Origin of the sequence: Paraburkholderia phenazinium, from assembly GCF_900100735.1 — a bacterium.
Lineage (GTDB): Bacteria > Pseudomonadota > Gammaproteobacteria > Burkholderiales > Burkholderiaceae > Paraburkholderia > Paraburkholderia phenazinia.
The window spans coordinates 23,884-38,423 of record NZ_FNCJ01000004.1; the positions used below are offsets into that span (position 1 = coordinate 23,884).

Annotated in this window: 12 protein-coding genes; 2 read left to right on the plus strand and 10 right to left on the minus strand. The window is 58.2% G+C overall.

Annotation, left to right across the window (positions count from 1 at the left end):
- The first annotated feature begins 399 nt into the window (after positions 1-399).
- Positions 400-1,137, plus strand: a complete 738-nt coding sequence (locus tag BLQ92_RS10410) for an OmpA family protein (protein ID WP_244106537.1) — start codon at positions 400-402, stop codon at positions 1,135-1,137.
- 598 nt (positions 1,138-1,735) lie between these two features.
- On the opposite strand, the gene BLQ92_RS10415 is transcribed toward BLQ92_RS10410, so the two are convergent.
- The 6 genes from BLQ92_RS10415 to BLQ92_RS10440 all read right to left on the minus strand — a co-directional run bounded on the left by BLQ92_RS10415 (position 1,736) and on the right by BLQ92_RS10440 (position 8,608).
- The gene (locus BLQ92_RS10415; RefSeq protein ID WP_090684099.1) at positions 1,736-2,440 is read right to left on the minus strand and encodes a response regulator transcription factor; all 705 of its coding nucleotides are present in this window, start codon (positions 2,438-2,440) and stop codon (positions 1,736-1,738) included.
- Positions 2,441-2,787: 347 nt separating this feature from the next.
- Complete coding sequence (locus tag BLQ92_RS10420) at positions 2,788-3,495, minus strand: response regulator transcription factor (RefSeq protein WP_090684101.1); 708 nt, start codon at positions 3,493-3,495, stop codon at positions 2,788-2,790.
- Positions 3,496-3,499: 4 nt separating this feature from the next.
- The gene (locus BLQ92_RS10425) at positions 3,500-4,849 is read right to left on the minus strand and encodes an FAD-dependent oxidoreductase (RefSeq protein WP_244106539.1); all 1,350 of its coding nucleotides are present in this window, start codon (positions 4,847-4,849) and stop codon (positions 3,500-3,502) included.
- Positions 4,850-4,943: 94 nt separating this feature from the next.
- On the minus strand, positions 4,944-6,512 hold the full coding sequence (locus BLQ92_RS10430) for a CoA-transferase (RefSeq protein ID WP_090684102.1): 1,569 nt from the start codon (positions 6,510-6,512) through the stop codon (positions 4,944-4,946).
- The gene (locus BLQ92_RS10435) at positions 6,509-7,252 is read right to left on the minus strand and encodes an enoyl-CoA hydratase/isomerase family protein (RefSeq protein WP_175773090.1); all 744 of its coding nucleotides are present in this window, start codon (positions 7,250-7,252) and stop codon (positions 6,509-6,511) included. Before BLQ92_RS10435 ends, BLQ92_RS10430 begins: the two co-directional genes overlap by 4 nt.
- A gap of 18 nt (positions 7,253-7,270) precedes the next feature.
- Complete coding sequence (locus BLQ92_RS10440; protein ID WP_090684104.1) at positions 7,271-8,608, minus strand: MFS transporter; 1,338 nt, start codon at positions 8,606-8,608, stop codon at positions 7,271-7,273.
- A gap of 360 nt (positions 8,609-8,968) precedes the next feature.
- On the opposite strand from BLQ92_RS10440, the gene BLQ92_RS10445 reads away from it, so the two are divergent.
- Complete coding sequence (locus tag BLQ92_RS10445; RefSeq protein WP_090684106.1) at positions 8,969-9,664, plus strand: GntR family transcriptional regulator; 696 nt, start codon at positions 8,969-8,971, stop codon at positions 9,662-9,664.
- 29 nt (positions 9,665-9,693) lie between these two features.
- Here the strand turns inward: BLQ92_RS10445 and BLQ92_RS10450 are convergent, their stop codons facing one another.
- From BLQ92_RS10450 to BLQ92_RS10470, 4 genes are all read right to left on the minus strand, one after another.
- Positions 9,694-10,083, minus strand: a complete 390-nt coding sequence (locus tag BLQ92_RS10450) for a hypothetical protein (RefSeq protein ID WP_090684108.1) — start codon at positions 10,081-10,083, stop codon at positions 9,694-9,696.
- Positions 10,084-10,171: 88 nt separating this feature from the next.
- Positions 10,172-10,369 carry a hypothetical protein gene (locus tag BLQ92_RS10455; RefSeq protein WP_090684110.1) on the minus strand — a complete coding sequence of 66 codons (198 nt, stop codon included), beginning with the start codon at positions 10,367-10,369 and terminating at the stop codon, positions 10,172-10,174.
- A 131-nt stretch (positions 10,370-10,500) separates the two neighbouring features.
- Positions 10,501-12,306 (minus strand): OmpA family protein, encoded by a 1,806-nt coding sequence (locus BLQ92_RS10460; protein ID WP_090684111.1) that lies wholly within the window; start codon positions 12,304-12,306, stop codon positions 10,501-10,503.
- A 1,084-nt stretch (positions 12,307-13,390) separates the two neighbouring features.
- The gene (locus BLQ92_RS10470; protein WP_090684114.1) at positions 13,391-14,503 is read right to left on the minus strand and encodes a porin; all 1,113 of its coding nucleotides are present in this window, start codon (positions 14,501-14,503) and stop codon (positions 13,391-13,393) included.
- Positions 14,504-14,540: the final 37 nt, after the last annotated feature.

Consider the following 14,540-nt stretch of genomic DNA (forward strand, 5'->3'; position numbering starts at 1 on the left):
GAGCGCCAATCGCTCTGTCGCGACCAGGTTGAAATGTTTCGACCATCGGCCCTCTCACGGGCCAGACAAGCGAAGTTCCTCGCTCGCGACCCGATGCCTGCGATGGTAGTGGTGAACCCGTCGCGATGCGGTCCGTCTCTGGGCCGGATCAGATTTCCCTTGATTGAGCAATCTTGGTAGGTTTAGGGATGTAGCAGTGCAAACTTTTTTGAAGCGGAATGTGGATAACAAAGGTCGCGATCTGACGTTGACCATTGCACGTCACTCGTCCGCCAATTTGCAATCGTCAATGGAAGCACGCCTGTCGACAATCTGTGACATTCGGCGCCCGTTTCACGGCTAGCATCAATCCTGGCATCCGCTGCCGTAGACAAACTAAAAATGACGAGGAAATTTTATATGGCAAGCGATTTTGAAGTGGCACGGAAAGTCGGATCGATGCTGCTGGTTATCGGCGCGCTCGCGGGATGTTCCAGCGCATCAGGACCCACATATAGTGCGTACTCCATCGGCCTCCCAAACAACGAGAGAGCGTTTCAGGTAAATTGCCCCGGAATCTTCGAGAGTCAGAACACCTGTTATTCGAAGGCACGCGAAATCTGTGGAAATCAGGTCGTGCATGCCATTCAGGAGATCTCGCCGCTCGCGAGTGCTGGCGGTCACCGCGACGTGCGTACACTGATGTTCCAGTGCGTAGCACCACCTGTTGCGCAAACAGCGCCGATCATGGCGCCTGCTGCGCCAGCCCCCCATCCGGCACCCATACGGGTCTCCCCTCCGGCGCCGACACAGCAAAAGCTCTCATTGAGCAGCGATGCCAGCTTCGATGTCGATAAGGCGACGTTGACTGCTAATGCTCGTCACGGCTTCGATACGCTTATAGGCGCCGCCGCCGGCACGACGTTCAATACCGTCGCAGTGAAAGGCTACACCGACTCGACAGCATCCACTTCCTACAATCAGAAACTGTCGACGCGGCGTGCGCAGAGCGTCGCGAAGTATCTGAAGGATCACGGCCTGAAGGCGCGGCAGTTCGTCGTCGCGGGGTATGGCGAGGCGGATCCTGTTGCATCGAATGAAAACCCAAGTGGGCGTGCGAAGAACAGGCGTGTGGAGATCTTGTTGGACAACAAGTAACGCCTGCATCGGTATCGACGTTTCAGCTGGAAATGAAGCGGCGCAAGACCTCAGTGCTGCGCGTGCGGGAGGAATTCCCGGGAATCGACGTATCGATGGCCGTGCGTCGCGGCCGTCCGCTTAGTTCCGCGGCTCAACTGTTCCTGTCGTGTGTCGAGGAAGTTGCCCGGTCGTTTTCTTTGTCGCCGGTGAGGCACAGAAGCGTATGACGCTGATTCGAGCATTCGGGGAACAGGCGCCCCCCCTGTTCCTTAACACCAACGCTTTGTTCGCTTCGTATTCACCAACACATATCGGAAGACATTGCCCGACATCAAGGCAACCAGTCGCATGATCCGCACGCCCTGCACGCCCGTCACGATTGCTGACCTTGCAGACGATCGGGCCTCCATCGATGCCAGCTTCTCGTGCAGTTCTGATATTGCCTTGCTAGGTGGATTTATCATGAGTATCTGCTCCCATCTTATGATCTCCGTCTCACGCCGCTGGACCTGACGCGGACGATTCGCGCATCCTCACTCTATCCGCCTGCGGCAAGCCAGGCTGTCAAATTTAGTGAACTCTCTAGCATGGCTTTCTGTACCTGACGCGCCGATGGTCAAGCTTCATCCGTAACAGGACCCACCTCATCCAGCTTGTATCCACGCATATGGACGGTATTCAGGCATACCCCGTTCTCTGGAAGCAGGCATAGCTTTCTCCGAAGCCGATAAATATGTGTGTCGATTGTGCGGGAGGCGCTGTCCAGTTCGCGACCCCAGGCAAGCTTCGCCAAAACGTCTCTCGAGACCACCTGCCCTATATGGTTGAAGAAATACGTAACCAAGTCGAACTCTTTGGTTGTCAATTCAATCGTCTGGCCGTGAAGGGAAATTCCGCGGCACGCCCCATCGAGAACATACGGTCCGATGCTGATTCTGGGTACGATCTTCCCATTGCGTTTGGTACGGCGCACCAGTGCGCTGATCCTTGCAACCAGCTCGGCCGTGCGAAAGGGTTTGATCACGTAGTCGTCTGCCCCCTCCTCAAGAACCCGGTCCAGCTCCACCTCTAGAGCCTCGTTAGTGATAAGCAGGACCGCCGGCTCGTCTCCGAGATTGCGGCGTGTCCAATGCAAAATCTCCAGCCCCGCCCTTCCAGGCAATTGCCAGTCAAGGATCATAAGATCGACGGTATTGGTCTTCAAAAACCGTACCGCATTCTCGCCGCAATTTACTGTACTTATGTTATGCCCCGATAACTGCAATACGCTTTCTGCCGCCGCGGCTTGCGCAGCGTCATCGTCCACCAACAGGATGTTCATCTTTCATATTCCTCTTTCGCGCTATCTTGCAGTACCTATCGTTGTTGCGGCCAAACTTCAATCCAGCCCTTGCGCGCAGGTTGACCCACTCGTCAAGCCGGCTTGAGCCGCAAGGCCAGAGTAAAACCCGCAGACAGTCGCCCCAAAAAAGAAGCCAACACCGGACGGAGGATCGGTGTTGGCTTGAATACGTGACAACGAAGAAATCAGACGGAGCATCAAGCTGTCCCGTCACCCATGATAACGACACCCGGTGCGAGAACTTGAGTCTCGGGATCCGTCTCCCATTCAATAATTGTTTCGTATTCCGTATTTTCTAACTGCGTAGGTATTTCTACACTATTTCCTTAGCGCTTGCGGTTGCAGATCAGATGCACCAATTCGACGGTTGAGTTGACGTGCAGTTTCTCTACAATACGGGCGCGGTGATTCTCCACGGTGCGAACGCTGATACCCAGCTCACTCGATATCTCGCGGCTAGAAAGACCCGCGACAACCCCCTCAACGATCTCCCGCTCCCTTGGCGTCAACAACGCTAGCCGCGCTTGCTGCGCCTCGCTCTGAAGACGTGCGTCGTGCAGATTCGCGCTATGTTCGAGCGCATTGCGCACGGTTTGCTGCAGGCGCACGCCGTTCACGGGCTTTTCCAGAAAATCAAACGCCCCTGCCTTGATCGCATTGACGACCAGGGACACTTCCGGTTGCGCCGATACGCAAATGACAGGCAAACATGGTCCAGCCTGCAGCAGCTCACGCTGCATCTGGCGCCCTCCTGCCTCGGGCACATGCACATCGCAGATCAAGCACTCGGACGAACCGGGCGAATAGCTGTCGAGGAACTGGCTCGCCGAGATGAAAATCTTAAGCGTTACCTCCAGCTCGCGTAGCATTTCCTGATACAACCAGTGCATCAGATTGTTGTTGTCGACAACATAGATAACGGAACGCTCTTTCAATAAACCGAAATTCCTTTCCACTATAGGCCGTGAACGTTCCGTCAGCGCACTCTGGTTGCACTTATCACGGCTTCGTGCCAAACATTCGCGTAGCAGCATGGCTCTAGCCGTTCAACCGCGCGCCATCGCGGTTGAGCAGAATACGGACGTCCTCTCCGGTAACGCGCCGCGTCTCAATGCGCTCCTGGACGGCAAGCGCCGCTGCGTGGCCAATCGCATGACCATAGGAAAAGCACTGCGCCGTTACACGCGCGGACGCCACCGCCTCGTGCTCGGCAGACAGACACCGGCCGGCCACGAATAGCGATTCGCCCCGGCGTGGCACGAAGCAGCCGAGCGGCACTTCGTAATAGTCGTTGAGGAGCCATTCGACGCGCGGCCGGTCGCCGCTATGCAGCTCGATCGGCCAAGGCGATCGGGCGATGCCGTCGGCGAACTTCGTGCCGGACAGGATATCGGCGTTGCGCAAGGTCTTGACGCCGTTCGCCTGGCGAGTCTGCCGCACGCCTACCTGCACCGCCGTGTCGTTGATCCAGCTGCCCTCGCAACCGGTCAGATGTTCGCGGAAGAAGCGCGCATATTCGCGCGCCTGAATGCGCCCTTCGAATTCCGCCTCCGAGAAATCGCGGTACAGCACGGCATTGAGTTCGCGGCCATCGGCGCCCGTCACGCGAGTGCAATTGCAGAGCAATTCACCCGGCCGCGTCGTCGGAAACAGCCATATCTTGGCGCGTGGCAGGTTATAGCCGCTCGCTTTCGCGGTAACGATCTGGGCCGAGACCTCGGCGGGCATGATCGTGTCGCTTCCATACTTCGCAATAAAGCGCTCGACGTCGACGCCCATCAAGCGAAAGATCATGGTGGGATTCTGGACGTGACCGTCTTGCCCCATGGAGGTCGGCAAACCGGCCATCGAGACCAGGTCGGCGTCGCCAGTGGCGTCGATCGTGATGCCGGCATGCACCCGCAGCTTGCCTTCTTTCGTGTAGAGCTGCGCCCCCGCCACCCGGTCGCCGTCCAGCAGCACTTCAGTGACCATCGCGTGATAGAGCGTGGTCACGCCGGCCTGCTTGAGCATCGCATCCGCAGTTTCGCGCCAGGCAAGCGGTTCATGCACACGTGTATAGGTCTTGCCGTACTTGAGCGGCGCGCCCAGGCCATCGCGACCCTCCATCTGCGTGATGAACTCGTCGACAAAGCCATGGACGAGCTGGCGCGGTGGCGCATTGCCTTCGCTCGCCTCATACAGCCCGCAGATCGTGCCGGACAGCCCGGCAACCGCGCCGCCGCCACAAAAGCCGTAACGCTCCACCAGCACGACGCTGCAGCCTTGCCGCGCCGCTGTCACGGCGGCGGCCAATCCGGAGGCACCGCCGCCTGCCACCAGTACGTCGGTGTGCAACTCCTGCACCGGCCGTCTGTCGACGCCAGGTGCTGCATGGGTCATGGTCATGAATCTCTCTCGCAAGGGGGTGCCTCGATTACGCCACCAGGCAACGCCTGGGCAAAAGCCCGGCGGCGTCCGCAGCCACTATGTGGCCGGTTCGTCAAACCTTGAACAGCGCCGCCTCCATCGGCTTGAGCTGCTCCGCGATGCGCTTCGGACGAAACTCCATCTGTTCGAGCACGTCTTTGCGGACATCGACGCCATTGGCAATTTCTGTCAGGACAAGGCCATCCGGTTCAACCTGGAACACCGCCCGCTCGGTGATGATCTTCGCGGTCTGCCCGCGCTCCCTGACATTCTTCATGACCGGGTAGGTGATCTGCTCGGCCTGATTCACGAACTTCTGCACGCGTCCTTCGTTTGCGATGCGCAGCCCGTTTGACGAGATATCGGTGACCAGTCCGCCCGTTGTAAAGGTGCCCGTGAAAATCAGGTCGCGCGCGTTGTAGGCGATGTCGATGAAGCCCCCTGCCCCCGGATTGAAGGTCCCGAACCGGCTAACATTCACATTGCCCTGTGAATCGAATTGCGCGAAGGCGAGCGCAGCGAATTTGCAATTGCCACCGTTGATGAAATCGAACTGCGCCAGTCCGTCGAGCAAGGCCTCCGGATGCAGATTGGCCGAGAATTGCCAGCCGCTCATCACCAGACCTCCGAACGTGCCGTGTTCGGTCGTCATCCAGTAGTCGTTGATAGCGTCGCCTTCGAACAGGCCGTCTTCCCACATGGTCAGGGGCGCATCGGAGGACGCACCAAAGCCAAAAATGCTCACGGTTTCGCGCCGCACCTCGCGTGCTGCCCGGCGCGCGACCACCTTGTCGGGCCCCATCGGCAGCGGTACCAGGCGGCTAAAATCCAGCGATTGGCCACCGAGGTACGCGGTATCGAACTCGGTATCGGTCACCATCATCTGCTGCGGATCGACAACCACGTGGTCGACCAGCACGCCAGGGATCTTGACTGCCTGGACTGCCCGGGTGCGCCGCCCGGTCACACTGCCGACCTGCGCGATGACCTTGCCGCCGCACGCCTTGACCGCAAGAGCAATGGCGAGCGACGACGACATCAACGCCTCGCCCTCGAACGACAGGTTGCCGAACTCGTCGGCGCTGGTGGCCCGGATAATCCCCACGTCGAGCTTGCGGGTCGGGTAGTACAGATACTCCTCGCCATCGAACTCAACCAGTCGAATCAGGTCCTCGACGCTGCGCTCCGTGAGCTTGCCGCCCTGCTGGCGCGGATCGACATACGTGCCCAGGCCGATCTTCGTCATGTAGCCGGGGCCGTTGCGCGCCACCTCACGCAACCAGTGCATGCTCGCGCCGATGGGCCAGCTATACGCTTCGATCTGATTCTCGCGGATCAGGCGCATCAATTCCGGACGGCGGCCCGTCTTGGGATCGAGCGGGTTAACGTAGGAGCCGGAAATAATGCGCTTCATGAGCCCAGGAACCGCGACCCAATCCATGCCCCGGATTCCCATCGAGTCCCCAGTACCGCAGGGGAAGTAGAACGACAGGTTGCCCGGCGAACCGTCAGCATCGTAGCGTTCGCGCAGCGCCTTGAGGATGTTGTCCGGCGTGATCCAGCCAATCACACCGACGCTAGCGACGTTGCTGCCGTCGCGAATCAGAGAGACTGCCTCACGGGCAGAACAGACCTTGCTCATGCTTTCACCCCAAATTTTGCAAGTGTTGCCTTGGCGACAGGATGGCCACAGTTTTCGGCAAACAGAAGATTGGCTTCCGCATCACGGATTTCGCCTTGCACGGCGAAGCTGTCGCGGAAGTAGCGCTTGGTCGCCGCAACCGCAGGAGCCGGCATTTCCGCGAGCGTATAAGCAACGGCCATAGCCAAAGGAAGCGCGTCGTCGTCGTTCGTCAAGTAGTCCGCAAGACCTACGCGGTGCGCCTCAGCGCCGTCGATCTCCTCGATTCCCCAGGCGAGGCGCCGCGCCATCGCCGGGGCGCAACGGCCAAGCAGGAACTGCAGACCCCAGGGCGGAATCCAGCCAATCTGGACTTCCGGCATATGCCAGCGGCAGGCCTTGTCAGTGACAACCACATCGCACGCAGCGGCGAGAGCAAACCCACCACCGAGGCAGAACCCCGACACGGCGCACACGACAGGCTTGCTCAGCATGGCAATAGCCCTGGCCACCGCTGCAGTGACCGCCTCGTGCTCGCGCATTTGCGTCAGGTTCATCTTGCCCAGCTCTTTCAGATCGCTTCCCGCGCAGAATCCCGGTGCACTTCCGGTCAGCACAATGGCGTGTACATCCGGATCGGCGTCGAATTCATTCAGAGCGGTGCGCAACGACTGCACCAGCTCGGTGCCCAGCGCATTTCTGCGCTGCGGCCGGTCTATGGTCAGGACAACGACTTTTTCTTCTCGCTTGATGACTAGCATTGCTATCTCCCACATGAATTACTGAATCGCGGCCGGCTCGGTCGCCGAACCCGCTTCGTTGTCCGTGTCGCTCCGCGGCTCGGTATGAATGAACCAGGACGCGACGATGCCGAGCACGATGCAACCAGCCAGAAAAATCCAGCCTTGCGTGTAGTCCTTGCCGCTACTGGTCGTCACGATGAGGCTCGCAAAGATCTTGGCGCTGAACGCGGCTACGACATAGCCCACGCCATTCACGAAGCCCATGGCCTTGCCATAGACCTCAGGCGTGAAGATTTCGGCAGGCACCGTCAGGAAGGGTCCCCAGGCCATGTTGGCGAAAAAGCCCATGCCGCACAGCACGACGGCGAGCAATGCGTTGTTCCCGGTTTGCATCGTGGCAATGGCTAGCACGAAGGGAATCAGACCCGCGAAACACGTTGCGATCATGATCCGGCGGTTGCCGCGGAACACCTTGTCGGAGAGGTAGGACGATACGAAGCTGCCGATCGCGCCGGCGACAAAATAGAGCGCGCTCCAGTAGCCCATGGCCTGCAGCTTGAAACCGAATTTGTCGGCCAGATACAGCGGAATCCAGATCGACGCGCCCCAGTACGTGACTTGCATAACCACGTCGACCAGCACCACCGCGATATAGGCCCGGCTCTTGAACAGATCGAGGAACGAGAAGTTCTTGACCTGCAGAATCTGGCTCTGCACGTTCTCGAACTTGTCGCCTTTCAGAATGCCAGCCTCGATCTCCTCCTTGTAGCTGTAGTGAAGCTCTTCGCGGGTAATACCGCGATATTGCTCGGGCCGGTCGAACACCAACAGCACGATCAGCAGCAACGGAAAGATGCCGAGCGCGCCGGTGATGAAAAACACCTCACGCCAGCTGCCGGTATGCGCCGCCAGTTGCGTCGCGAGAATGCTGGCCCAGGCCGGCGTCAAAATCCACGCCCATGACAGCAGCGCTTGTGCCTGCGCCCGCCCTTCCTTGTTGAACCAGCGCATCAGGATCCGGGCCGACGGAACGTATTCGGTGCCGATCAGCATGCCAAACAGGGCCATCCGGAAGAAGTATTCGTATCGGCTATGCAGAAAGCCCATCCACCAGGTCATGATCGACCACGAGATCACCGAAAAAATCAGCACTTTCTTCGCGCCGTATTTGTCGGTCAGCACCCCAGAGATGTATTGGGACGGACCGTAAAAGATCAGCATGAGGAACGTGCCGGTTCCGATATCGCCCATGCTCAACCCAAGGTCCGCGGCGATAAACGGATTCAGCAGGTTGGTTTTCACCCGGTCCAGGAACTGGATGCTGTAAGCGACAAACAACGCGATCGCGACGATCCATCGGTAACTGATTTTCATGCGCACAGCCGTCTCCTTGAGTTCTCAAGCGTCCCGGTTCATGTATGATGTTTTTCTAATATGTCAGTAACATGTTTAAACAATATTTAAACCATGGGAGCCCGTCAACTAGTGTTTACGCTGCGTCGCGAGCCACGTCAGACGGCTTGAGAAAGCGCGTTCCGCGGCAGCATGCAGCGGACGGGCCCCGGCGCCACAAGGGTTTGAGTCGGAAGGACCCAGAAGGGAACGTCGAAGTAAGAACAACGCGAGCGCCGCAAAACCGCGGCGTAAAGGGAAGGCGGCGTCGGGGGGGTGACGGGTGGACAGACTGCCCCCCCGGGGCTAACATGTTAGTAATGTATCCTTGGACCTATCACCATGCCGAACGAAGGTCATGTCGTAGAAACGGGCACGCTCGCAGAGCAGGCCCATCAAATACTGGAAGAATTGATCGTTACGTTGGCCCTGCCGCCGGGTAGCGTGTGGTCCGAGGCATCGCTGGCCGAGCGGCTCTCAATTGGCAAAACTCCGGTCCGTGAGGCCGCGCAAAGGCTCGAGGCGGCGCATCTCGTCGAGATCGTGCCGCGCCACGGCATCATGATCACCAAGCCCAATATTCACGAGCAGTTACTTGTGCTTGAAACGCGTCGTGAACTGGAGCGGCTGATCGCCCAGCGTGCGGCACGGCGCGCCCTGCCAAACGAACGGGAACAGATGCGTGCTGCCGCGGCCATGCTGGAAGTCGCAGGTGAATCCGGGGACGTTCTGGCGTATCTGCGCAGTTTGTATGTTGCCAATCAACTGATGGGAAAACTCGCGCGCAACACGTTCGCCGCCGAGGCCATCGCACCGTTGCACGCCCTCTCTCGCCGCTTTTACTTCATGTACTACCAGCAACTCAATGACTTGAAAACGGCGAGCCGGTTACACAGCGAAGTCACCAATGCGGTCGCCGCCGGTGATGAGCGAGCAGCCGGACTCGCGGCCGACTCGATGATGGACTATATCGATTCGTTTACGAAAGCGTGCTTGACACGTGATTTCGAACCGCTTCAGGTCCCCGTGCAGGTCTAGAGCCAGGCGGAACAAGCTCTACGCATTCATCAGAGCGACACCTGTCGTTGTTTGCCACGCCTTTCGGCGAGATCGACGATGATCGACGAACTGGCCTGATCCAGCGATCCTGACTCCGCACGGAGAAAATCTGGATCGCTGGACGCTGCCCCTTTCCACACGTAGTCGTTGATCTTCCGGCCCACTAGATACAACTGCAGAGAGGCTCCCAAGATCGTCAATCTCGCCGTGGTTCTTACGGAATCGCTTGTAGCCGCATGTATCTGTGCAAGTTGCTCCGCCTTCAGCCTGACCGCCACAGCCTGCTCATTGCGACCTGCTGCCAGAAATAGCGTGTCGCTGTCAGCGGCAAGCGACCAGTTTGGTGTCTCGGTGCCAAGTCGCAAATAGAGCAGGTCCTCTGCATACCATCCGCTCATCACAGTCTCCAGCCACAATTAGGCGGCGGACCACCCGGTTGATAGACGCACCGAGCGAACCCGACCAATTCCAAGCAATCCGAATCGATTAGAGAACTTCGAAAGGCTGCGTGGCGGCGCCCCACCCGGCCGACTTTCCGTCCAAAGCGCGCTGAGCCTCCCGATGGATTGCCAGAACGCCGAACGACTGTTCGTCAAGGCCGGCGGCACGCGCGGCCACCTGAAATTCCGTATAGTCTGACGGGTGAAAGGAAAGGGTCACTTGAACGTGATTCGATACTGTCATTGCTGGCTCCTGTCTCATTCAGCGCGCCATGCCGTTCAGGCTGGAGCACTTGAAGCCGAATGTATCCCGCCCCCGCGCTGGATTTGCCAACAATTGTCACATCCAGACAGGAAAATCTAGCAACCACCTCCCTATGGTTGCGCCAGAACGAATTCGACCCGGCGATTTGCAAAGCGCCCACTCTCCGTCGCGTTGCTGGCAACCGGCCTGGCCGCACCGAAACCTTTCGCCGTCAGTAGATTCGGCTTCACACCCGCCTCGATCAGAAACTCGCGAACCGAATCGGCGCGCTTTTGCGAGAGCGCCAGGTTGGCCTGCTGATCACCCGCGTTGTCGGAGAACACCTCGATATCCAGCGTCACCGGATGCCCACCGTCGGAACACGCCTTGAGCAATTGCGCCGACTCGGCAAGGTTCTCCTTGGCGGATGAGGGAATATGACCGCTGGACTGCGCGAAGTCTACAACCTGCAGGTTCAGGACCTTGGTGACATCCGCGCCAATGCACGATGCACCCGAATCAAGCATACGAGCCATCGCGCTCAGGAACGACTGTGTGGCGTGATCGACAGCTCTTTCGGCGTTGAACTGACCAATATCCCATGACGGGCCAAACACATTCTGCAGGCGCTGCTGCCAGACGAGGGCTGCATTCGCCGCCGCCCCGCCTAACTCGATGTGCGCGCCATCGATCTCGACTTCCGCATGGGGTAGTGCCATCAAGGGTAAAAGTGCATCGAGATGGGATAACCAAGCGGCTGGCCGCACATCCGGATCGACCACCAGGTCAGCGGCGAAGTGTCCCGCGCCGAACTTTCGCGTCAGCTCGTCGGTAAGCACGCCCCGCTCCGCATCGCTGCTCAGGGTACCGGTCAAGGCCGGCATGCCTGCCTGATTGACACTAAAAACAAGTTGGCCGTTCTTGATGGGAGTGCTCGCGACCGGATGCGCGGGCGGCTGGGAGGATGAAGCCGACATCGGTGCGGAAGCAGACGTTGCACTTGCTGGTGCCGTCATTGTGGGCGCCGAAGCTACCGACGGAACCGACGAAGCTGTGGCCGGTTGCGCACTGCCGCCTGGAACCGCGGATGCGATCCCAGGTGTTACGATCGGGCCTTGCGATCCATTCAACGGTGCCTTCGGTCCAGTATCTGTTGCCTGCTGGTGAAGATAGCTATATGCGAAAACACCGATCAGAACGGCCGACAGTACCGCGAAGAGCAGCCAAACGCCTATGCGCCAAGAATGTGTTCTCGTTGTTGACGCGGCAACTGCATCCTGGGAGGGGGCAGGCACCGAAGGTTGAGAGACACCTTCTTCTGCAAGCACCGGCTGTTTAATATTCACCGATCCCAACGCAAGTTTCCCGGCAATCGATCCGGTAAAGTCGGCAGCGCTTTCATATCCGATCGATTCGGCCACTTGATCGGTCACAAATCGCGAGACAACTGCTAACTGACCACCGAGTAGCGTGGGCAGTCCGGCCGACGTCCCTTGTTCAAGCAGAATATGATGCTTCAGCATTCCGAACAAAACGCCCCCTACAAGCGCAGTCATTACATGTGCCGCCTGTGAGGGTATGCCGGTTTGGTTCGATACCTGGTCGCTAGAAATTGCAATGCGCCGGCCGGTGGAACGCATGAGGAGCGACTCCCCAACTGACTCGAAGTCTTTGATACTTGCCGTGGTGGCACAAACACCCGCAAGCAGATCTTTGATCCGGGCGTTCGATTCCGACGACATGATGGTGGAGAACAGCGCCATCACGCGGTCGGATGTCGCTGCGCTAGCCATCAGGGACGCAATCAATACAGGGCCAGCGTGTGCAACAACCCTCTTGAGAATTTCCGCCGATAAGCCGATTTTCTCCGCGAGGCACTGCAAGCTTGCCTCCGAAAACGCTGCATTAATTTCCTGGGAAAGATCGACACTCTTCATCTTTAGCCTCTTGACATTCGCTACGCCGGCAGCGGAACGCAAGATAAACGCTTTTCTCGCGCCTGTGAAGGAGCCCTTCCCCTGTTTCTGTCGAACTGACGCGATCTTGCAAATGTTGACATAAGTTCACTTCGTTTCTTTTTTTCGCGAGTAGGCGCGCGATGCGCAATCCGGCAGATGCGCGCGAAAGTTGACAAAAGTTGACTTCACACTTGCTCGTTTGACCGTACCATCAAGGCGTGGGTCTTAAGAGTGCTCGCTATACCTCTAAGCGAGTTTCTCGCTCCGCTGGTCACGGATTAAGCCCACATGTTTTGTCTCTCAGGATGTATTCAGGGCCTTTCCAATGGAAAGGCCTTTTTTTTAGGTACGGTGCGCTCGAGCCCGTTCCATGTGTCGATCAGCAACAGAAGATCATGAGCAAAGCAGGTTCAGGCATGAAAACGTTAGACAGCACGACAGCTACGACAAACTCCATGCAGAACGTATCCATGGATTCGATACTCGTTCCGACATGTCAAATTCAGGATCGCGAATTATTGATGCGACAATACATCGCGTGCGATGGCAACGCCTTCTGGCGTGAGACCTACCGATATTTTCTTGAAGGCTAAACACCACTTCGGTGCGAGCCGCACTGTTCACATTTGTTCAAATTTCGCGTCGGCGCGACTGGTAGCATTGGTTCCGTGGTGCGAATCTCGGCGCCACGCCATTGAAGGTTTAGTTCCCCGGCTATTCCTCGATTAACGCGCCCTCGGCGCGTTTTTTTTTGGCCAGCGGCCGACATCGCACGTGGCGTCCAAGAGAGGTGCTGCCCGCGAACCTGCTTGACCATCGTTGACAGTTATCTTCCTCGATCGTTGTTAGTATCGCGTCGATGGTGCTCAACCCCGACGCTATCAAGATGCTGGATTGGTCTCCCGCATCGCTCAATCCGAAGTAAGCTGGCAAGGTTAGCGCGCCCTCTTGGGCGCGCTTTTTTTGTTCGGCCTATACCCCCCACCGCCCCCCCCGGCAACGCTGAGAAGCCTCGCGGAATATCGCATGAAGGCGCATGTGTCTTCGAATCTTGTCTTCCGGATTAAAACCGCGTCTCTACGCCCACACGCCCAATGAACTGGCTCGGGCCACTCGACGTACCATCCGCATCGAGCACCCCGTTAATCAACGCCTGCGCGCCGTCGTTGGTCCGCTGGTAAACGCCCTCTACATAGACGGTCGTGCGCTTGGACAGGAAGTAATCCAGGACGGTTGTAATTTGATGCGCGTGGTTGTTGTTGAGGAACGCATCGCCCTTCATGTACATATAGTCGGCGCCAATCTGCCATTGTGGGTCGAACAGCCAGTTGCCGCCCACTTCGCCTTCGGCGATGGCGCCACCATTCGAGGTGTTGCGTACCGTCGTCACCAGCGCGGTCGTGGTGATATTGTCGAAACGGTAATGCGCGCCGACACCCCAGTTGCGGATGCCCACTTCGGGCGCGCCTGCAGTCAGATATTTGACCTCGGTATACGCTGCGGCCATTCCGAACGGACCGTTGTCATAGTTCGCGCCAAAGCTCACGGAGTTGCCGCTGCCGAACGACCCCGGCACGCCGCCGAAGCCATACAGTGCGCCGAACTTGAAGCCGCCCACCGAAGGTGACTGGTACTTGATCGAACTATTGACCGTCGCGCCAGCCATGCGGTCCCAGTCGAACTGCTGGGCGAAAGGGGGATTGCCGGGAATCGCAATCTTGCTGAACGGGCCGGCGCGGAAGTTGTACAGGCCGCCTACTTCCATCGCCGCGTCGTCATGTCCGAAGAACAGCGAGTCGGTCATGAAGTCGTACTGGTTACCGAGCGTCACGCTGCCATAGCGGTCGCTCACGAGACCCACATAGGCATTCCGACCGAACAGGCCCTGCCCCGAGATGATCGAACCCGTGCCAAGCGAGAACTGATCGACAAGGTTGAACACCGCGTGCAATCCACCACCCAGATCTTCAGTGCCTTTAAAACCAAGCAGGTTCGGCACGAAGATGCCATCGTCGAATTTCACATTCTTGCTGCCACCCTCGTTGCTCACGTACGACACGCCGGCGTCAAGCAACCCGTAGATGGTCACACTATTGCCCGCTGGCGCGCCTTCCGCATGAGCCTGAGCGACCGCGAACGCAGAAAGAGCGGCGCACCACAATGCAAGGTACTTCATTGACGTTTCTCCTTAACCTGATTGTTAAATATAATTG